Raw genomic sequence first — 15383 nt, forward strand, 5'->3', positions numbered from 1 at the left:
GCCAAGCCAACGGATGTTGGCACCGGCGCCTGAGGCCGCCGAAGGGTTGACCATAGGTCAATCATTCGGCGGATTGGTATAAATGCAGCCGCAGGAAGCGCAGCAGGTCCGGGGCCAGTTCGGCGCTGAAGCTGCCGGGCTCTGTGGGGTCCTGATCGCTGAACCAATAATGGGTGGCCCCCAGCACCGGGCGCTGGCGAACATGGAAACCGGCCTGTTTCAGCGCCAGCGCCATAGCCTCGCTCTGCGCCGGCAGCACATCGGCATCATGCGTGCCCCAGGACAGCAGAACCGGCAGCCCATTGCCCAACCGCCGGATCTGCCGCAACGGTGAGGCGGCGGCATAAAGCGGCGGATCGTCAAACGGATCAACGCCCAGCATCCGGGTGGCCGCATCCCGCCCGGTCCCGGCATTGAAGGCCAGATCGGCCTGCCAATGGCTGAACAGGTCATAGACGCCATAGATGCCGACCAGGGCGCGCAGCCGTGGCAAGGCCGGCTCCCCTGCCCCGCGCAACGGCTCCCGGTCACCGGCCAGCGCCACCAGCGCCGCCAGATGCGCCCCGGCGGACGCGCCCAGGATGGCGATGCGGCCGGCATCCAGCCCCAGGGAACCCGCCTGATCCGCCAGGAACAGCAACGCCGCCCGCACATCCTGCGCATTGCCGGGGAAGACGGGGCCATGGGTGGCCCGCCGGTAATCCACGGCAAACAGGGCGATCCCCTGCCCCGCCAGCCAGCGGCCCCAACCGGCAAGCGCTGCCTTGTCCCCGCGCAGCCAGGCACCGCCGGGCACGGCCAGCACCACCGGATGCGGGCCCGGCGTCGCCGGTCGCCACAGCAGCCCGGTCAGCGGCCCGCCGGGATGCTGGCCGAAGGTCAGCAACTCCCCACTCATGCCGCCACCGCGCGCAATGCGGCCGGCTGTTTGTGGAACCGCCCGCCCAGCATGATGGCGGCCAGATTGTTCTTATCCTGCAACAGGCGCACATCCTGCGTCGGGTCACCCGTCACCAGCAGCAGGTCCGCCAGATAGCCGGCACGCACCAGCCCCAATTCCATATCCATGATCTGACCGCCCAGCCCGGTCGCGGCGGCCAGCGCCTCTGCCGGGCTATAGCCGAACAGAGTGACGAAATGTTCCAGATCGCGCCCGTTGCGGCCATTGGGGTTGAAGGGGAAACCATAATCCCCCCCCGGCAGCACCCGCACCCCGCGCTTTTTCAATTCCGGGATCAGACGGGTGGCCCGTTCGATCACCGGTTTCGCACTTTCCTTCATCGAACTCATGTCGATATGCGGCGGGGGCTTGGCCTCCAGCGTCGCCACGATGATGCCGATGGCGGGTGCCATGAAGATGTCGGCCTTGGCCGCCTCTGCCATGTCGACTGCCTCATCATCGGCATAGGTGCAGTGGTACAGCACCCGCACCCCATGGCGCAGGCCCATCTTCACCGCGTCCGATGCCTGGGTATGGGCATTGACCCACAGGCCTTGTTCACGGGCGCGCTGACAGGCGGCCTGCACCTCGGCATCCGTATAAAGGATCTGCTGCGACGAACCGGGCAGCAGCGCATCCTCGCCGGACAGCAGCAGCTTCACACTGTCGATGCCCAGCCCTTTGCAATGGTCGATGAAGCCACGCATCGCCTCGGGCCCGCGCCCATGGTCAACATGGCCGGTTTCCACCCCGTCGGCACCCGGCGGGCTGCGTTCGATGGTGGAGGCGCGCAGGCGCGGCCCCGGCAGGTGGCCGCCCTTGATCTCATCCCGCAGCACCACTTCCACTCGCTCACCCAAGGCGCCGGCGGAATAGACGCTGGTGAAGCCATGATCCAGCACCACCCGCGCATTGCGCGCAGCCGCCAGCATCATTTCTTCCGGCGGCAATTCGAAATGATGGATGATGCGCTCGGTGGAGGATGGCCAGGTCAGGTGACCATGCGCTTCCACCAGCCCCGGCATCAGGGTGTCACCGCCGCCATCCACCAGAATGGCCCCGTCGCGCGGCAGGGCCGGGTCGGTGCCCAGCCGCGCCACCGCGGCGATCCGATCGCCCTCCACCAGCACTTCACCTTGAAAGCGCGGGGCACCGGTACCGTCGAAAATCCACAGATTATGAAACAGGTGTCGCATAGCCGCCTCCCATATCGACCCGCGACGCGGGCAGACTGTCCCGGCGCGCACCAGCCAGCGGGCGCGCATTCGGGATCGTTTTCACAAGGTGGGGGGTGTCAAAGGCTCAGGGCACGGGCGTATCCGTGCCTTCCCAAGCTCACATTAACCTCCCCATTTTCCCCGATTTCCAGGGTTTGTGTTGGGGCAACATCAACATGGCGGGATGCAAGTTTGAAATTGAATGATTAAATTCAACAAATCACCAATTTGAATGATTTATACCAACCCGCCGAGGGTTTGACTCTTGGCGGGTTGGAGGCTGGCGACCGCCAGCCCGGCGCGTGAGGGAAAACGAAATCTCCCTGGAGCGGTGACGATCCAGGGAGATTGGTATTATTCGGCACCTGAGTATATCATCGCACCGTGAAGGTCCAGGTACCACCGCCAACGATGTGTCGGGCGACACCCTTGGTACCCGACAGCGGACGGGAACCTTCTGTGGCCACCAACCGCTTGCCATCAGGAACCGGTAGAATGATTTCCGCCTCCGTATTGGCTGGCACGCTTGCTTCCAGCGTCAGGGCGCCGCGCGGGTCAAAGCGCCATTGTACGCTGATCCGCCCGCGTATGCTGTCATAGTCGGCCGAGGCGGACAGGACGCGGGGATCGAACAGTGGCGCGATGCGGAACCGTGCGAACCCCGGCTCCATCTCTTCGATCCCGGCAATACGACGGTAGAGGAACCCCACCACGGCACCCAAGGCATAGTGGTTGAAACTGTTCATGGCGACGTCGCCCGTGTCGCCGTTCCAGCGCTCCCAAATAGTGGTCGCGCCGCGCGCCACCATATAGCCCCAGGACGGGAAATCCGTCCGAAGCAGAAGATCATAGACCAGGGCCCCCTCCCCGACATCCGCCAATGCATCCAGACTGAGGGGGGTGCCCAGAAAGCCCGTGGACAGCAAGGTCCCGCGCCGCCGGATATCAGCAGCCAGCAACCGGCCCGCCACCGCCTTTTGCGGATCGGTCAGCAATCCCAGGCGGATGGCCAGAATGTAGGATGTATGGCTGCCATTGCCGACCGTCCCGTCCGCCGCCACGAATTCCCGCCGGAATGCCGCAGCAACATCGGTGGAAAGGCGGCGGAAGCGAGCGGCTTCCTCATTCTTGCCAATCGCTTCCCCCAGATCGGCAATCTGGTCGAGCGAACGTTTCAGCATCGCCGTCGCCACAAGAGCCTTTGGCGTCGTCTCATCCATCGGGTTTTTTGCGTCCAGCGCCAGCCAATCCCCGAAATTAGCCCCCATCACGACGCGCCAGATCAGATCAGGGTTGTCGGCCAGAATACCGTCGATCTGCCGGACCATGCTGTCCCAATGCTCCACCACCAGAGCGGTATCGCCATATCGGCGCCAGCAAATCCAAGGCAACATGATGCCGGCATCCGACCAGCCCGGCGAGGCGCCGGGCGGGGAGTCCACGGTGGGGGCGAAGATGGGATAGGCGCCCTTGAAGGTCTGTGCATCCCGCAGATCGCGCAGCCAGCGCCGGGTAAAGGCCCCAACATCCATGTTGAAGGCCGCCGCATCCCAGAAGACCTGGGCATCGCCCGTCCAGCCCAACCGTTCATCACGCTGGGGACAATCGGTGGGAATGGCCAGGAAATTGGATCGCTGGCTCCACAGCGTGTTCAGCCATAATTGCTGCACCGTCGGGCTGTCGATGCGCAACATCCCGGTTTCCGGCAGGTCGGTGCCGATGACATGGCCCTCCACCGACCATTCAGGACCGGGCAGCCCGGTAATCTCCAGATATCGGAAACCATGAAAGGTGAAGAAAGGCAGATAGGTTTCCCCTGCCGGGTCACCCCGCAGGATATAGGTATCCGTCGCCCGTGCGGCGCGAAGATTGCTTTGGTCCACCATGCCGTCGCTATTCAATATTTCGGCGAAGCGCATGGTCACCGTCGCCCCGCGGGGGCCTTTGACAAACAGCTTGGCTAGGCCGGCAAAGTTCTGACCAAAATCCACCACGGCGCAGCCCGGCCGGGGGGTAGCGATGCTTTTCGGCTTCAGCGTGCGGGTGACCCGGATGGGGGGGCTTACCTGCGACACCAGTTGCCCCAATGGCTTTTCAGCCAGCCAGCATGGCGTCCAGCTTGCGTCATCATAGCCGGGCGCGTCCCAGCCCGGCTGTTCCAGCCGTGCGTCATAAGTCTCGCCATTATAAAGCTCGGACCGCACAATGGGGGACGGTGTCATCCGCCAGCCTGGGCCCGTGGTGACAACCCGAATGGCGCCGTCTGGTTCCTCGATCTCCAACTGTGCCAGCAGGCGGCGGGGTGCCGGGCCAAACGGGTACCGCCCCACTGGCGCCATATAGCTGGCATACCAGCCGTCACCGACCAGCCCGGCAAGCACGTTCGGGCCGGCGCGCAACAGGCCGGTCACATCATAGGTGCGGTAGAGGATGGTCTTGCGGAAATCGGTGCTTTCCGATTGCAGCCTTTCATCGCTGACCGGCCTTCCATTCAGCCGCATATCATGCGCGCCCAGAGCCGCGATATAAAGGCGGGCGCGCCTGGGTGCTGCCGTCAGGTCAAAGCTGTGTCGCAGGGCATGGGCCGCACTGGCCGGCCAGGGGGCATGGGGCTGCGGCTTCTGCAACGCCGGGGCCTCCCATCCCTTGAGCGTCGCCCCGGGCATACGCCAGCCCGGCGTCTCCGCCAGGCTGGTCTGCCACCCCTCAACGATGCGCTTCACGCCACCGCCCGGTTGCGGCAGCCGGAGTTGGGCCGCCACGGAAACCTCCGTGGCGGGGATGAAACTGCGTGGCGGCGTCACACCTGCCGCCAGCACATGCCGCCCTTTGGTAATGGGCAGAATGAAGCGTTCCGCAGGCGGGCCACCGAACGACAGATAGGGATGATCGGAGAGAGTGATCGGCCTGCCATCCAGCGTCACATCATGCAGAAAGCCAGAGCTGAACAATGTCAGCACCATATCGCCATCGGCCGCCGCCTCGAAGGCAAGACGGAAATAACGCTGTTTCCCCTCTGCCGGAACCGGCGCCACGAAGGCGGGCATACCCGCCTCCCGGTCCGCCCGATCCACCGCCGTTTCCACGGCCAGCCAGTCCGCCCGCCAGTCGGCAGGCGCCAGCAGCCCCATCTCCCACCAGGCCGCCTCGCTGGCCGTTACCTCATTGCCCTGGTCATCCCAGATTGTCACCGTCCACCAGACACGCTGGCGTGAGGACAGGCGGGTCCCGCCGTAGGGGATGCCCGTCGATCGACCAGACGGGACACGGCCGCTGTCCCAACAATCAGCCTGTCCGGCCCGCAACCCCGCCTCTGTGGAGGCGACGCGGACACGATACGCCACCTGGCGGATATTCCGCCGGCTGCCCGATATCTGCCAGGACAAGGCGGGCGTCAGCTCCGCCAAGCCCAAAGGATTGGACAATTGCGCCGCCCGCAGGCCGACGACGGAGAGCCCACCATGGCGACCGTTACCACGGCTGTAACCACAGCCTGACAGCGTGCCTGCGGTCAGGCCGGCGGCGGATGTGCCCAGGAACAGGCGACGATTGATCAACGGCATCAGCGGCAACTCCGGATCGCGGGGATGGAAATGAAACCGGTCAGCAGCCGGCAGCGGCGGGGGAGAGGGAATTGGCAATGTCCGGCGGCAAGGCAATCAGCATGATTACCCCCGGTTCAGCTGCCGAAGCGGTAACGAAGGGTCAAGCCAAGCTCCCGCCCCTTCAGGACGCTGCCGACATGGAAGCCCGTGTCCCGACCCACGCTGAACGCCTGCCCGCCTTCCGTATCCTGCTGCTCGTTATCGAACAGGTTCTTGGCATAGGCGGTCAGTTCCCAGCTCTCAGAGGGGGCACGGAAGCCAAGATACAGATCCGCCAATGTCTGGGTCCGCTGCGTCCAGGCCGTCTGGGGGAAGTAGGCTTTACTTTGGTAGCTGACGAGGCCACGGGCAAAGCCTGTATAGCTGCCCAGCGGAAACTCATAATTGCTGCCCAGTGTGGCGGAGAATTTCGGCAACTGGCCTAAGGCGCTGTTGCTCACGCATTGGCTTACATACCGTCCCTGCTGGACGCGCGGCACACCCTCCGCGTCCGGTGTGCCATCGCCATTATAATCGTTACAAGGGATGGTCGCCTTGTCGTAACGGGCGTCGGCATAGGCCAGGGTCAGGTTGACCGACCAGTCATCGGTGATCAGCGCGCGCGCCTCCAGTTCGGCACCCGTGCTGAGCGCATCGCCGTTGAAGGCAGACGACTGGATTGTACAGGCAGCCCCCCCCAATGTCCCCTCGTTGGTGGCATAGGCAAGGCCATTGGCGTTGGGTGCGCCCGTACACGCAGCCAGGAAGAACTGGCCGATATAACCATCAAACTTCTGGTGGAAGACATTGGCATTCAGTTCCAGGCGCCCGTCCAGCCAGTTGCTTTTCAGCCCCAGTTCCGCCGATTGCGATTTCTCGTCATCATAAACGAAATAGTGCGCGGGAACCGGGGCGCCCGTCACATTGTCCGTGTAGCCGCCAGGCCGGTAACTGGTGCCATAGCTGGCATAGACCATCAGGTCCGGGCTGAAACGGTGCGTATAGCTGACATTCCCGGTCACGGCGTCATAGCCACGCTGCATGGCACTGGCCTTGATGTCGATATCCGTATAGCGCAGACCCAGTTCCAGCTTGTCCGCGTCGGAGAGGGCGAAGCGCTGGGTGGTGAACAGGCCGCGGGTCGTGCTGTCGCCAAAGGAAGGCGCGTCGGTAAAGAAGGGCTTCACACTGGTCAGCGTGTCCCGCTGGGAACGCTCATAATAGGCACCGACCATATAATTCCAGAAAGGGTTGTCCAGGCTTTCAAACCGGACTTCCTGGGTCAGCAGGTCGCTGTCATTCTTGCCGCCGGTGGCGTAGGGGATGGCGACCGGCGCATTGCCCAGATTGATGTTCAGGGCATTGTCGAAACGGCTGTCCTGATAGCCGCCAATGTAGCTGATGGCATGTGAACCCAGATCGTAACGCGCGTTAAGCACCGTCACGGCAAATTCATTTCGCGTACGGTTAGGATTGGGGTCAATGGCCACCCGATCCTTCAGGCGGTAGGTCTGGCCGCCATTCAGGCTGAAGGCACCTGTCCCTTCGGCGGAGCGGTAGAAGCGTTGGTTGCTCTCCAGCCGCTGATGGATCAAGGAAAGTTCCAGCTCCTCCACGGGCCGCCATTCTGCCGTCAGGCGGGCGCTTTTGGTTTCCTGATGCGACCCCTCATCCAGGGTGATGTTTTTCACGCGGTTGCCATCATTCTCATCGTAAACGCCGGCTACCCGCAGCGCGAAAGTCTCCGACACGGGACCGCCCACACCGCCCTGGATATTGGCGACGCCCCCCGTGCCCACGGTTGCCTGAAGGTCGCCTTCCCAGACATCGAAGCCAGGACGGCGCGTGGTGACCAGCACGGAGCCCGATGGCGACGTCCGCCCCCGCAGCGTGCCCTGCGGGCCGCGCAGCACCTCAATCTGTCCCACATCGTAAAGGGAGCTGAAGGAGGAGAAAACCGATTGCGGAACCTCATTGAAATAGACATCGACCGTGTTGGTCGCGTTGGAACTGTTGCCATTGGGCATCTTGACGCCGCGCAGGGAAACGGATTGCTCGTCCCCACTGTTACGGCTGAGATTGAGGCCAGGCGTCAGTTGCTTGATATCCTGGAAGGTCAGGATGCTCAGTTCCTGGAGTTGTTCGCCGCCAACCACATTAATTGATTGCGGAACGTCCTGCATACGCTCCTGGCGTTTAGTCGCCGTGACAACGATCTCATCCAGCATCGCCGCCTCCTGTGCGACAGCTGTTCCGGCCAGTACCACGCTGCCGGCAACACCAGCCAGCAGACTACGCTGCAAGAAATTTTTCTTGGACATGTCTCTCTCCCTGTGGCTCGGCCTTTTCCAGGCATGCATTCAGCCTTGACGCAAACCTTGATCGGTCGCGCCGGCTTTGTTCTGGATGTAAGGAACCGATGCGGCGGCGGCTTCACGGCCGCCCGCTCAAAGTCCCTGGTATGTTGGATGTCGGGCCGGTATCAGGAACCGGCGCTTCCTTGTGTCCCGCTGGCCATTCTGTTCTCCCTAAAGGTGCGTCTTACATGTTTATTGCCGGATTTCATTTTCCGGGATACGCATCCACATTTTGGTTTTCCCACAGAATCCGATCCATGGTCAACCCAGAAATGTCCGACGTTGTCATTTATAATTCCTGTTCACGCGCACCGCCCTTTAAGATGGGTCTGACCCCGCCGAAATCCTGGATATAGAGCCCCGAAAAGCAGAATCGCCCGATGAGCAATCCCACCATCCACGATGTTGCGGCCCTGGCGGACGTTTCCATCAAGACAGTGTCCCGCGTCCTGAACGGAGAGGACAAGGTCAAGCCGGCGACCCGCGAGCGGGTGATGGCAGCGGTCCGGCAACTGGGCTATTCGCTGAACCTGTCGGCGCGCAGCCTGTCGGGTGCCCGCAACTATATCCTTGGATTGGTTTTCCATGCCGGTGCCGATGAAACGGCCATCGCTCTTCAGCATGAATATGTCAGCGCCATTCAGATCGGTGCCATCAATGCCTGCCGGGCCAACGGCTATCACCTGATGATGGAGCCGCTGGACCTGACCGCGCCGGATTTCGAAACCCGTGCATCGACGCTGCTGAACATGCCGGTCATGGACGGTTTCATCATCATGCCCCCGCTCTGTGACCACCCCGTCATCATCGACATGCTGATAAAGCGTGGTGCCAATTGCGTGCGGATCAGTCCATCGCAGGCGCTGGCGGATCTTCCGCTGCATGTCGGAATTGACGATTACCAGGCCGCATACGACATGACCGGCCATCTACTGGACATGGGGCACCGGCGGATCGGCTTCATTGGCGGGCCTGTGGATCACGCGTCGGCCGCCGACCGCTTTCGTGGATTCAAGAATGTACTGGAGGGGGCGGGCTGCTTTGCAGCGTCGATGGTGCGATATGGCGATTATGGCTGGGATTCCGGCCTTGCGGCCGGCCTGGACCTGCTGACCCTTCCTGAACGCCCGACAGCGATTTTTGCGCTGAACGACATGATGGCCCTGGGTGTCTATAGTGCGGCCCATCGGCTCAATCTCCACATCCCCAACGATGTGTCTGTCGCCGGCATTGACGACACCCCCTCCTCCCGGATCGCCACCCCGCCCCTGACAACGGTTCGCCAGCCGATCATGGCCATGGGTTTCGCGGCGACCGAGGCGCTGATCAAGGCAAGTGCCGGCGAAAAATCATCGATGAACGTCCTGTTTGCACATGAACTGATCGAACGGGATTCCATAGGGAAGCGTTAGATCACAATCTGAGATGTCAGCGCAAAAGAAAAGCCATTTTCTTGTGAAAACCTGAATTAAATACCACACTTGGGTGGTTTGGTTATTTTTTTATTCAACTTCCTCCTGCATATCGCCATATATACTCATTTTCACTTTAATATGGTAGCTATATGGTAGCTCTGAACCTTCCCTGGATTGTCGGCGGCGGGAGATCCGGACAGACCATGCCCGATCAGCTGTGGCTTTCTGATTTCATGTATGTGTCCGCTTGGAGCGGCTTTGTCTATGTGGCTTTCATCATCGACTGGACTTCCCTTTTTTTGCCGGATGCTGCGGCAGTGCTGGCCATATGCGCGACAAAATAATCATAGCATCCGCCGGTCAGGTGGCCTTAAATCAGGCTGGCGACCCGGTTGTTGCCGGCCATCGGCAAGGATTACAGGATCTTGAAATAATGGATGCGGTTGGCACCGGGGATCTTCTCGGCCACGCCAACAAAGATATGCTTGGCCAGCCAGTCATAAGGGCCCGCCGGCACATCAAATTTTGGGGAGACGCGCATGTAATAATCGGACGGGTCCACCGGTTCATTGCGCGACATCCGTTCCGCCACCTCCGGTGTATAAGCCCAGCGATAGCCCCGGTTCTGGAGATAGATGATCGTGCCATCATCCAGTTCCAGCAGATAACGCGCATCGAAATCAATCACGCCGTCGGGACGCAGCAGCGGCCAGTCACCGCCGCTCATCGGCACGACGCGCCCGTTGATCCCCGGCCCTTCCACGGTTCCCTCAGCGGCATAGATGGCGGCACGCGTCGCCCCCATGGTCGTGGGCCGCAGCCAATGGGGTTTGGTCAGCGTGATGCCAATGGAAAAGGCGAATTCGAAACGCGGGGCAAAGGGATGGGGATCGGTCACTTTCATTTCCTCTTCTGACGGAAAGGCACCAAAGGCGCGGCAGAGAATGCAGTCAATCGGCGGGGATCACGGGCACCAGCAGGTGTGAATCATGCACACCGCCCGTCTTGATCAGATGAACACCCTGGTTGCGCAGATCATCATGTCGCGCGAAGGCCAGGCCATAGCGGTCATCGTCATAAATGTCGCGTCCCTGCACCGTCAGGCGCAGCCCTTCACCCGCGGCAAAATGCACGGATGTCGGCCAGATCTCGATCTCCACGGGGACGGGGGTGCCGGGCGGCAAGTGTATTTCCCTTTCATGGCGGTGAACGGGCTGCCAGGGGCTGGACCTGTCCTCGTCCAGTTCCCGGTGCGACGCCCGCAGCCAGCCCAGGGCCAATGGCCCGTCATCGTAAAGCGCATAGAAGGTGAAAGGCACCCGGTCGCCTGACCGGTCGATCTTGTCCAGCCCGACGAACAGGTCCATGTCGTCGGCCCCGTCCGCCTGCACCCACAGGCGCAGCTTGAAATGGCCGGTCAGTTCGGTTTCCCGGTCAAAAACAATGTCGAAGCGGGCTTGTCCCGTTTGGGCATCATAGCGCGCTTCCCCCTCCCCCACCACGGGGGCAGGGGCAAGCTTGCCGGTGGCTGCATCCAGATAGAGCGGTTGATACAGGGTGCGTGCCAGCGGCCACGCCGCCTCCTCCCGGAAGGGGCCATCGCTGCCCCTGTCCCGCACCTGAAGGCGCACCGGCGGCCAGTGCAGCACGCCCGTATCTTTCCCCTTCAGAAACTGATCAAAGAACTGCTGCTGCAGGGCCACATTTTCCGGCATGTAATATTGCCGCCATTTCTTCTGGCCATGCACCAGCAGCCATGTCTGGTGGGACGCCATCCTTTTATAGGCCTCCAACGTGCCGCGCGTATGCAGGCCATGATCGGACCAGCTGGCCACGATGAAGGTGGGCAGATCAATGGCCTCCAGGTCCAGCGCCTTGCTCTGCCAATAGGCATCGATCAGCGGATGGGCCTTCACATTGCCGGCCGTGTCCTCCGTGCGGGTGGTGGACCAGTTCAGGCTCAGGGTGGCGCGCTCGACGAAGTTCGTCTCGCGGATGCCACCATGATAGGCGAATTCCCGATACCAGTCGGAAAAGCCTTCCCAGGGGTTCAGCGCGGCCAGATGCGGCGGCTTCAGCGGTGCCACCAGATATTGGATGCAGGCCAGATAGGATACGCCTGTCATCCCGACCTTGCCGTTGCACCAGGGCTGTACCCCCAGCCATTCGATCAGATCGTAACAATCTTCGGCTTCGCCAATGCCATTGTGCCGCAATTCCCCTTCGGAAAGCCAGGCACCGCGCGGATCGGGATAGCAGATGGCATAGCCGTGACGGCACCAATGGGCCGGGTCCGGCGCCTCAAACGCCGTGTGGCGGGAATTCCAACCCGCCTCAATCCCCGCCGGCGGCCAGAGATTGGCCGCCTTGCCATGCTTGCCATAGGGGCTCCAGGCCAGCAGCACCGGCAGATCGCGCTCCCCCGCCTCCCCCGCCGGGCGATACAGATCCACATAGATCGTCACGCCGTCGCGCATTCTGACCGGCAGGTTGCGGTCAAACACCAGGCCATCTTCGACGATCCGCGCATAATCCTTCGGCGGCAGGGGCGGCTTATAGGGATTTGCGGCCGGGTCACGGCCGGCAAGCATCTTCAGTTCCACCGCATCGGGCATCTCCGTCTCCGTCCCTTGTTCTTTTGGCTTTGTTCGGGCGGGGGCCATGGCCGCCACTCGTCATTTATTGATTAATCATCATAATTGAAAATCACCCCCTTGCAAGGGCGGATCGATGATAATATTGATTTCTCAACGAGTGACGGGAGGATATCACATGACGGACAATGATCCGCTGGCCCTGCGGTATGAGCATGTTTTCGACATCCGCATCAATTTCGACCGCCGCTGGATGACAGGGGCGATTCACCAGGGCGGTCCCAACCACGGCTACACGTCCATTGGGGAGGGCTGCAAAGTCAGCGGCCCCCGCCTGAACGGCACGCTGGTGGATCACAGCGGTGCTGACTGGCCCGTGGTCCGCGCCGACGGCGTGGTCGAACTGAATGCCCATTACATGATCCAGGCCGATGACGGGGCGCTGATCTATATCCGCAATCTGGGCTATGTGCATGGCCCCCTGCAAAGGCCGGGTTATCCGCCGCTGACGCCTTATTTCCGCTGCACCCCCTATTTCCGGGCCCCGGACGGGCCGCATGAATGGCTGAACCGCACGGTCATTGTGGGCGTGGGGCAGCGCCGGCCGAAGGTGACGCCGGAGGATGAGCCCGATCATTCGCTGTTCCGCTATTACGCGGTGCTGTGAGCCATGGCCGCGTTCGACCAGCGACAATGGTTCGATGATTATATCGACGCCCTGAACCGCGATGATTTGGCACGGGTGGCCCCGTTTTATGCCCCGGACCTGAATATGACGGACGGGGCGGTGGAGCATGGCTCCGCCGCAGCGGTGATGGGCTTCCACCGGCAATGGCAGGGCCGGGTGCGGCGGACGCTGGCGCTGCTGGGCTATGTCGACCGGCCGGGGCGGATTGCGGCGGAAATCAGCACGGTGCTGGAGGCGCTGTGCGATGTGCCGGATTTCCCCGAAGCCCCCCTTGCCGCAGGGGAGCGGAGGGCCATGGTCAGCTTTGTGATCTGCGATATTGCCGACGGCCGCTTCACACGCATCCGTGCCGCCCCCTGCAAGGCAACCCCATGACCCAGCCCAGCCGCTTTGCGCCGGATGCCACCGCCGCCTTCACCCGCTATATCGCCGCCTTCAATGACGGCGATTTTGCCACCGCCTGTTCCTATTATGCCGACAATATCCGCCTGACCATCGGCAATGGGCGGGTGTTGCAGGGACGGGAAGAAATCGTCCGCTTCTATACCGGCATTCGCCGCGTGACCCGGCGGACCATCACGGTACTGGACTGCTTCGCCAGCGAGACGCGGCTGGCCGCCGAACTGGAATCGGAATTTCTGGCCGTCACGGACGTGCCGGATTTCACCTCCGGCCCGCTGCGGCGGGGCGACCGGATGTATATTAACAGCTTCGCCTTCTACGATATTGACCACAACCATTTCAGCCGCATTCGCGCCGCTGTGTTCCGCCGGGTCTGGAAACGACGCGGCGATCCTGCCTGATATCGTTCTAGCCGGCCCACCACAGGGAGCCCGCATCGACCGGGTGGCAACATCACCGACAACACCACCTTCAAGATTGCACAGACGGCTGGCCGGCGGGGGCCCCTTCCTGGATATGAAGGGCTGAACCATCGGGCCGCGTCAACGGCCGGCTGCAATGGTCGGAACAGCGCCATGGAAGCCTGTACCTGCGCGGCCGAGAATGCCGTGCCCAATGCCCCGATATGGTCATGGAGCGGCACCATCGCCCCATCACCAAGGGTCCTGCGACTGCACACTGAACGGCCGGCAATCGGCCGGGGGCGGCGCGTTGAAGGGGCGCGATACCATGGTGCGTTCGCCCTTCCAGGGCACCTGATCGGCCTTCGTCCAGGCATTGACGAACAGGCGGTGGAACTTCCAGCGACCATGGCGTTTCACCAGCCGGTCGTCGCGCGTGCCGATGCCGAAGATGAAATTGCTGCCGTAATCGGCATTGAACTGGATGATCTGGAAAAAGCAGCGCACCCGCGCCCCTTCCGGACGCGGGTCCATGATGAAATGGTTGAACAGATGCTGACGACCGAACCACCAATGCTGCCGATCATACCAGAGGCTGCGCAGATGGGCGCGGATCGCCGCGCGGCCCTGCGCCTTGCCCTGCCAGAGATGGTCGAACTCCCCATCCTCGGCAAAGGTATCCAGCACCTGTTCCTCATCGGCCAAGTCCAGCCCCCAGGCATAGCGGGCGAAAAGTTCGGTGATTTCGGCCCGATCCTCAGCCGGCATCACCGCCGGAACACCGTCCGGCCAGCAGACCTCTGCCATCGATCCCTCTTCCGGAAATGGCCCGCGCGTGCCAGCGCGACGCCGGGCGGAACGGGATCAGGCGTAGCATCAATTCATTGATAATTCAATGAACTTTTATATTGATAGATCAACAATATTTGAAATCGGTCGCTGACAAAGGGCTAGATTTTCACCAGATGCGCCAGCCGGTCGCCGATGCGGGACAACAGCTCGTCCAGCACCACCCGCTCCTCCGGCGACAGGTCGACCAACAGCGATTCATGGAAGGCGACGCGTTCCTTCAGCGTCGCCTTGTACAGTTTCTCCCCGGCTTTGGTGAGAAACAGGATGGGTGTGCGCAGATCGTTGGGGTTTTCGCGGCGCCTTGTATATCCGCGTTCCTCCAGCGAGCGGGCAGCCCGGCTGACCTCGGCCCGGTCGACCCAGGCCAGGTCGGCAACCTGGCCCACGGTTCCCCCCTCGGGCATGGTGCCCAGCCGGGCCAGCACCCGCCATTCGGCATAGGTGAGTTCCCCCCGCTCCGCCAGCCGCCGGATCGTCAGCCGGTCAATCACCTTGGCCAGCAGCGTCACCCGGAAGGTGGAGAATTGCAGGTTCGGGACATTCCATCCCGGCAGTTCAAGCGGCGTGCGGGCCGGCCCCCCCTTGTCCGGGTCCGCCGCTTCGGTCTCCACCGTGCTGCGGCCCAAGCTCGCATCCGTTCTGGACTGCCTTTTCATAAGTCGCCTTTCCCCCGTTGAGTGTCAGCAACGGCTGATCCGATCCCATTGTTAGTTGATCATTCAATGTTATTCCAGCGTTCTGGTGGCCAACCTTCCCGACGGGATGGGGTGGCCGATATTTTTCACAACCAGGGTCAAGGGGGCTGGCGCTGAACGGGAACAGGGAATAATATTGATTCCTCAAAGACTGGTCGGCACGGGCGGCCTTCGGCCATTCGTCAACAGGCCAGCATTTCAAACACAATGACATAGCCGGAAACCACCCGGCACCCTT

13 protein-coding genes are annotated in these 15383 nt (G+C 62.1%); 5 read left to right on the forward strand and 8 right to left on the reverse strand.

Annotated features, from left to right (window positions below; all coding sequences use genetic code 11):
- Positions 1-61: 61 nt before the first annotated feature.
- From PCJ49_RS14935 to PCJ49_RS14950, 4 genes are all read right to left on the reverse strand, one after another.
- Positions 62-898 carry an alpha/beta hydrolase gene (locus tag PCJ49_RS14935; protein WP_269911609.1) on the reverse strand — a complete coding sequence of 279 codons (837 nt, stop codon included), beginning with the start codon at positions 896-898 and terminating at the stop codon, positions 62-64.
- On the reverse strand, positions 895-2136 hold the full coding sequence (locus PCJ49_RS14940; protein ID WP_269911610.1) for an amidohydrolase family protein: 1242 nt from the start codon (positions 2134-2136) through the stop codon (positions 895-897). The genes PCJ49_RS14935 and PCJ49_RS14940 overlap by 4 nt, the downstream gene beginning before the upstream one ends.
- A 395-nt stretch (positions 2137-2531) precedes the next feature.
- Entirely contained in the window at positions 2532-5720 is a 3189-nt protein-coding gene (locus PCJ49_RS14945; RefSeq protein WP_269911611.1) for an alpha-L-rhamnosidase, read from the reverse strand.
- A 116-nt stretch (positions 5721-5836) separates the two neighbouring features.
- The gene (locus tag PCJ49_RS14950; RefSeq protein ID WP_269911612.1) at positions 5837-8062 is read right to left on the reverse strand and encodes a TonB-dependent receptor; all 2226 of its coding nucleotides are present in this window, start codon (positions 8060-8062) and stop codon (positions 5837-5839) included.
- Between the two features lie 416 nt (positions 8063-8478).
- Here PCJ49_RS14950 and PCJ49_RS14955 point away from each other — a divergent pair, with 416 nt between their 5' ends.
- Together PCJ49_RS14955 and PCJ49_RS14960 are read left to right on the forward strand one after the other, a co-directional pair.
- Entirely contained in the window at positions 8479-9510 is a 1032-nt protein-coding gene (locus PCJ49_RS14955; protein ID WP_269911613.1) for a LacI family DNA-binding transcriptional regulator, read from the forward strand.
- Positions 9511-9716: 206 nt separating this feature from the next.
- Complete coding sequence (locus PCJ49_RS14960) at positions 9717-9857, forward strand: hypothetical protein (RefSeq protein ID WP_269911662.1); 141 nt, start codon at positions 9717-9719, stop codon at positions 9855-9857.
- Positions 9858-9928: 71 nt separating this feature from the next.
- On the opposite strand, the gene PCJ49_RS14965 is transcribed toward PCJ49_RS14960, so the two are convergent.
- Together PCJ49_RS14965 and PCJ49_RS14970 are read right to left on the reverse strand one after the other, a co-directional pair.
- Positions 9929-10411 carry a DUF3237 family protein gene (locus PCJ49_RS14965; RefSeq protein ID WP_160106162.1) on the reverse strand — a complete coding sequence of 161 codons (483 nt, stop codon included), beginning with the start codon at positions 10409-10411 and terminating at the stop codon, positions 9929-9931.
- 52 nt (positions 10412-10463) lie between these two features.
- The gene (locus PCJ49_RS14970; RefSeq protein WP_269911614.1) at positions 10464-12128 is read right to left on the reverse strand and encodes a CocE/NonD family hydrolase; all 1665 of its coding nucleotides are present in this window, start codon (positions 12126-12128) and stop codon (positions 10464-10466) included.
- A 157-nt stretch (positions 12129-12285) separates the two neighbouring features.
- On the opposite strand from PCJ49_RS14970, the gene PCJ49_RS14975 reads away from it, so the two are divergent.
- From PCJ49_RS14975 to PCJ49_RS14985, 3 genes are read left to right on the forward strand one after another with little or no spacing between them, the layout of a single operon-like run.
- Positions 12286-12774, forward strand: a complete 489-nt coding sequence (locus tag PCJ49_RS14975; RefSeq protein ID WP_269911615.1) for a DUF3237 domain-containing protein — start codon at positions 12286-12288, stop codon at positions 12772-12774.
- 3 nt (positions 12775-12777) lie between these two features.
- On the forward strand, positions 12778-13170 hold the full coding sequence (locus tag PCJ49_RS14980) for a hypothetical protein (RefSeq protein WP_269911616.1): 393 nt from the start codon (positions 12778-12780) through the stop codon (positions 13168-13170).
- Complete coding sequence (locus tag PCJ49_RS14985) at positions 13167-13598, forward strand: nuclear transport factor 2 family protein (RefSeq protein WP_269911617.1); 432 nt, start codon at positions 13167-13169, stop codon at positions 13596-13598. The genes PCJ49_RS14980 and PCJ49_RS14985 overlap by 4 nt, the downstream gene beginning before the upstream one ends.
- A 252-nt stretch (positions 13599-13850) precedes the next feature.
- Here PCJ49_RS14985 and PCJ49_RS14990 read toward each other — a convergent pair whose 3' ends face one another.
- Together PCJ49_RS14990 and PCJ49_RS14995 are read right to left on the reverse strand one after the other, a co-directional pair.
- Positions 13851-14405 carry a nuclear transport factor 2 family protein gene (locus tag PCJ49_RS14990; protein WP_269911618.1) on the reverse strand — a complete coding sequence of 185 codons (555 nt, stop codon included), beginning with the start codon at positions 14403-14405 and terminating at the stop codon, positions 13851-13853.
- Between the two features lie 143 nt (positions 14406-14548).
- Entirely contained in the window at positions 14549-15076 is a 528-nt protein-coding gene (locus PCJ49_RS14995; protein WP_269911619.1) for a MarR family transcriptional regulator, read from the reverse strand.
- Between the last annotated feature and the right edge of the window lie 307 nt (positions 15077-15383).

Origin of the sequence: Niveispirillum sp. BGYR6 (assembly GCF_027568365.1) — a bacterium.
Classification (GTDB): domain Bacteria; phylum Pseudomonadota; class Alphaproteobacteria; order Azospirillales; family Azospirillaceae; genus Niveispirillum.